The sequence below is a fragment of the Desulfolutivibrio sp. genome, assembly GCF_036584575.1.
Classification (GTDB): domain Bacteria; phylum Desulfobacterota; class Desulfovibrionia; order Desulfovibrionales; family Desulfovibrionaceae; genus Desulfolutivibrio.
The window spans coordinates 1-4,224 of the sequence record NZ_JAZHDB010000101.1; the positions used below are offsets into that span (position 1 = coordinate 1).

5 protein-coding genes and 1 pseudogene are annotated in these 4,224 nt (G+C 66.0%); 1 reads left to right on the forward strand and 5 read right to left on the reverse strand.

The features are described 5' to 3' along the window. From V3572_RS08015 to V3572_RS08035, 5 genes are all read right to left on the reverse strand, one after another. On the reverse strand, positions 1 to 424 hold a 424-nt coding region (locus tag V3572_RS08015), incomplete at its 3' end, for an Hpt domain-containing protein (protein WP_332110459.1). 52 nt (positions 425 to 476) lie between these two features. Beyond that, entirely contained in the window at positions 477 to 1,709 is a 1,233-nt protein-coding gene (locus V3572_RS08020; protein WP_332110460.1) for an Hpt domain-containing protein, read from the reverse strand. Between the two features lie 19 nt (positions 1,710 to 1,728). Further along, positions 1,729 to 2,031: an STAS domain-containing protein gene (locus V3572_RS08025; protein WP_332110461.1), complete on the reverse strand. Its 303-nt coding sequence runs from the start codon at positions 2,029 to 2,031 to the stop codon at positions 1,729 to 1,731. Next, positions 2,028 to 2,492 (reverse strand): ATP-binding protein, encoded by a 465-nt coding sequence (locus tag V3572_RS08030; RefSeq protein WP_332110462.1) that lies wholly within the window; start codon positions 2,490 to 2,492, stop codon positions 2,028 to 2,030. Before V3572_RS08030 ends, V3572_RS08025 begins: the two co-directional genes overlap by 4 nt. Positions 2,493 to 2,586: 94 nt before the next feature. After that, positions 2,587 to 3,705 (reverse strand): PP2C family protein-serine/threonine phosphatase, encoded by a 1,119-nt coding sequence (locus V3572_RS08035; protein WP_332110463.1) that lies wholly within the window; start codon positions 3,703 to 3,705, stop codon positions 2,587 to 2,589. Between the two features lie 287 nt (positions 3,706 to 3,992). On the opposite strand from V3572_RS08035, the pseudogene V3572_RS08040 reads away from it, so the two are divergent. Further along, positions 3,993 to 4,224, forward strand: a pseudogene (locus V3572_RS08040) (hypothetical protein); the annotation flags it as partial.

Here is a 4,224-nt window from a genome sequence, read left to right on the forward strand (position 1 = left end):
CCCCGGCTGTGGCGGCCGGGGCGGCGGCCGCAGCCCCCGTAAGATTGGTGGTGCGCAATAGATCACGAAAAGTCTGCAACAGGGCCTCGTCCCTTTCGACCGCCGGGTCCGCCCCCTCGGCCAGCATGGCCGCAAACCGGTCCCTGGCCGAAAACGTCAAATCCAGCAGGGGTTTGTCCACATCCCGCCAACCGCCGCGCACATGGTCGAACACCGACTCCACGGCATGGGCCAGGGCCACGGCGTCGTCCACGCCGAACATGTCGCAGGCCCCCTTGAGGGTATGCACGGCCCGGAAAATACGATTGATCAGTTCCGCGTCGTGCGGGGCCTTCTCCAGTTCAAGAAGCGCGGTGTCGAGTTCGGCCAGGGTTTCCCCCACCTCTTCCATGAACAGGTCTCGCATCCCGTTTTCCAGCGCCATCCACGTACCTCCGGGGGAGTTCCCCCCTGTTGCGGGCTTTCCCGACCGCTTCTCAGGCAACGCCAAAAAGTTCGCCGCCCACCCCCGCCTCGGCCAGGGCCTGGGGCGTGAATCCGGCCCGGGAGGCCTGGGCGGCGACCCCGGCGGGAACCCCACCCGCATGGGCCAGGGAAAGGCCCCGGGCGGCAAAGGTCCGGGCCGCGCTCACCAGGGCCAGAAGACCGTCCAGACCGGGTTCGGCCTGGGGGGGGAAATCCAGCCTGACGTCCAGACCTCGGGCCAGGCAGGCCGCCAGGGCCTGGGCCAGGTCCGCCCCGGTCAGTTCGACTGCGCCCGCCGCGCCCGAGCCGCTTGCATCCGGCCCAAAGGCCAGCCGGGTATGGTCCGGCGCACGGGAGAGCCGCAACGCGCCGACGCACTCCCCGGGGTCGGCCGTCTCCCGGGGGGACGCCGCCTCCGTCGCCGGGGCAAGGGGAGGGGACGGCGGCGCGGCATTGGCCGGGGCCTCCCCGGCCAGGAGGGATTCCAGGTCCACGGGGGTGATGCGGCGTTCGTCCAGGGCGAACAGATAGCTGACCACATCGGGTTCGACGATGGTGGAAAAAAGCACATACAGGGGAATGCTGTTGGCCGGGGGGGCGTCCAGGTCGCCCACGGCGGCCAGGTCCATGCGGCAGTCCAGGATCAGCCCGCTGGCCTCCATGGCCGAAAAGACGTCCAGGGGGGTCTTTTTCCGGGCATGCACGTCGTGGATAAGGTCGTATTCCACGAGATAGAGCATCTTGCCGCCCCGCATGGCCTGGTCGAGGCTTAAGCGATCCTCGGTGAAAAGCACCCGTCCGTCTGGCAAGGCGATGTCCACGGTCCTGGCCAGATCGTCCTTTTTCTCCTCGGGCAAATGCTCCACGGCCAGGCCCGACAACTCGGCCAGGAGCCCGGAAATGTCCTCGGCGTCGCCCTTCGGCCCCATCTCCACCAGACTGCGCAGGCGGTCGAAACCCCCGAGCAGGATGTTGATGACCCGGGTGTCCGGGGCGATCTCGCGGCTACGGATCATGTGCAGCACGTTTTCCAGTTTGTGCCCGAGATCCCGGGTGTTTTGCAGATTGAGGAACCCGGCCCCGCCCTTGATGGAATGGGCGGCCCGGAAGACCTTGTTCACCAGTTCCTCGTCGATGTCCGCCCCGTCCCGCTCCATGTCCATGAGGCAGGATTCGATGTCTCCCAGGTGTTCGCGGGTGTCCTCCACGAACATGGCCATGATTTCGTCGTCCATGCTCTCCATGCCTGTCTCCCGGGCGTCGTCAGCCTTCCAGAATGAAATGTTTGTCCAGACGCATGGTCCGCAAAAGCCCCAGGATGTCGGGACAGGCGTGGGCGATGCGCAGTTTGCCCCCGGCCTTGCCCAGGGTGTTGTGGGTGGCGATAAGCAGCCCCAGCCCCACGGAGTCGATCATCGCCACCCCGGACAGGTCCACGGTCAGGGACGCGGTCCCCGACGCAAGGGCCTCCTTCCACTGGACGCGAAACCCCTCCACGGTGGAGGCCACGATATCCCGGCCCGGACGCAGCACCACGGCGGCGGACCCGTTTCCCATGTCGTTCATTTCGTCTTCCCCGCTTCGTCTTGACAGCGGGGCGTCCCACAGGACTCCCCGCCCCTTTTTTTGACCAGCCTGAGCACGTTCCCGGCGGCGTTGTATTCCATCATATCCGCATAGGCCTCCATGATGCAGACCCCCCGGCCGCTCTCCGCGTCGAGGGGGGGGATGCGGCCGCGCCTGGCCCTCCAGTCGAAACCCGGCCCGGGGTCGGACACGGTGCATTCCACCGCATCGTCCACGAGCCGCACCGTACAGGAGACCTCGTGCGACCCGTGGCCCGCGCCGCCATGCAGCGTGGCGTTGAGCAGGGCCTCGCGCACGATGAGCTTGATGTCGAAAAGCGGCCATGCGCCGTTTCGGGACACGAAATCCTCGATCTCGGCGACGGCCCTGTCGATGTTGCGCGCCTTGGCCGTAAACACCACATGCAGGCCGCCTTGATCGATGTGCGATGCGTACGCCACGCCCCCCTCCTTGTTGCCTTGTCCCGCCGCGCTCTCCGCGTCGACCGTCCCGATCCGGCCCCGGCCGTCCCGTGCATCGCCCGCCTCCCGCACCCTAAACTTCAAATCCCAAGAGCACCATGTCATCGTCAGGCATATGCCCTGCGCCATTAAGCCGCCGGGAGGCCTCGAAAATGGCCGCAGGCATGGGCAGGTTCCGGGTCTCCAGGCAGGCCAGGGCCAGGGCCTCGATACCCTGTCCCCGGGGGCGGATCTCCCCCCTGAACCGCTCCACCAGGCCGTCGGTGTACAAAAAAATCCGATCCCCGGGTTCGACCTTGCGTTCCAGGATGCCGAGCTGGACATGGTCGAACACCCCCAGGATGTCGCCCTCCACGTCAAGCAGGCTGGTCTGCCCGGCGGCCGTGACCAGGATGGGCGGCGGATGCCCGGCGTTGACCAGGGTCAGCTTGCCTCGGGAGCGGTTGAGGGCGGCCAGGGCCGCCGTCAGATGCTTGCCGTCCTTCAAAAGGCCGGCGAGCACGGCGTTGATGTTTTTCAGGGTTTCCTGCGGGGTGTACAGGGGCCCGGAATTCTGGCGCAACAGGGCCTTGAGCGAGGAGGTGACGAAGGAGGCCCCCAGGTCATGGCCGGAGATGTCGGCCACGAAATAGCCCATGGAGCGTTCCGTGAGGGGGAACACGTCGTAGAAGTCGCCGCCCGCCTCCAGGACCGGCACGTAGCGCACCGCGAACCGGGCCTCGGGAATCTCCCCGGGATCGACCAGGATGGCCTGCTGGGCCTCGCGGATCTGTGACAGCTTGTCCGTCTGCTCCTTGAGCATGGCCGCATGGCCCTGCCGCAGGCGGATGTGCAGCTTGACCCGGGCCAGCACCTCCTCCTTGGCGAAGGGCTTGGCGATGTAGTCCACCGCCCCCATTTTGAGCCCCCGCACCTTGTTGTCCACGTCGCCCAGCCCGGAAATGAAGATGATGGGCGTTTCCCCCACCGCCGGATCGGCCAGGAGCTTCTCGCAGGTGGTGAACCCGTCCTCGCCGGGCATGACGATATCCAGGATGATCAGATCCGGACGGACCTTCGGGGCCAAAGCCCGGGCCTCGGGGCCGGATGCGGCGCGCCAGGTCTCGAAACCGGCGTCTCGCAGCATCCATTCCAGGGTCATGAGATTGACCACCTCATCGTCCACGATGAGGATGGAAGGCGTTTCGTTCATGTGGCGGCGCGGATTGCGTCGACCGGGAAGTCCGGCCGACGCCGGTTAGAGTCTGGTTTGGTCCGCCGGTGATTCGGCAACACAACCCTAGCATCCCCGCCGGGCATTCTCCAATCAAAAAAACCGCCTCCTCCCTGCGCCAGACATTGCGGGCGACGGCAAATCCCAGTATGGTCACCTCCCCCGAGGACATTACGCGCCGAGCGCAAACGCGCCGAGCGCAAACGCGCCGGGAGAAACCCCGTGGCGGCCCTTCACGGCCGCCTTCCCCGAAAGGTTAGCCCCCCATGGACTACAAAGCCAAAATCAAGGAACTTTTGCGCACGAAACAGCAGGAGTTGTCCATTTTGGCCATCTGGGTGGTGAGCCTTCTGCCCGGGCTTATCGTCTCCATCCGGAAGGGCGACCCCCTGTACGCCTCCCTGCTGGTCATGTTCATCCAGTTTCTGGCCTCGTTCGGGTCCATCACCCTGTTCGGGGTCATCGCCCAACTGGTGTGCTACAAATACATCGAGTCCG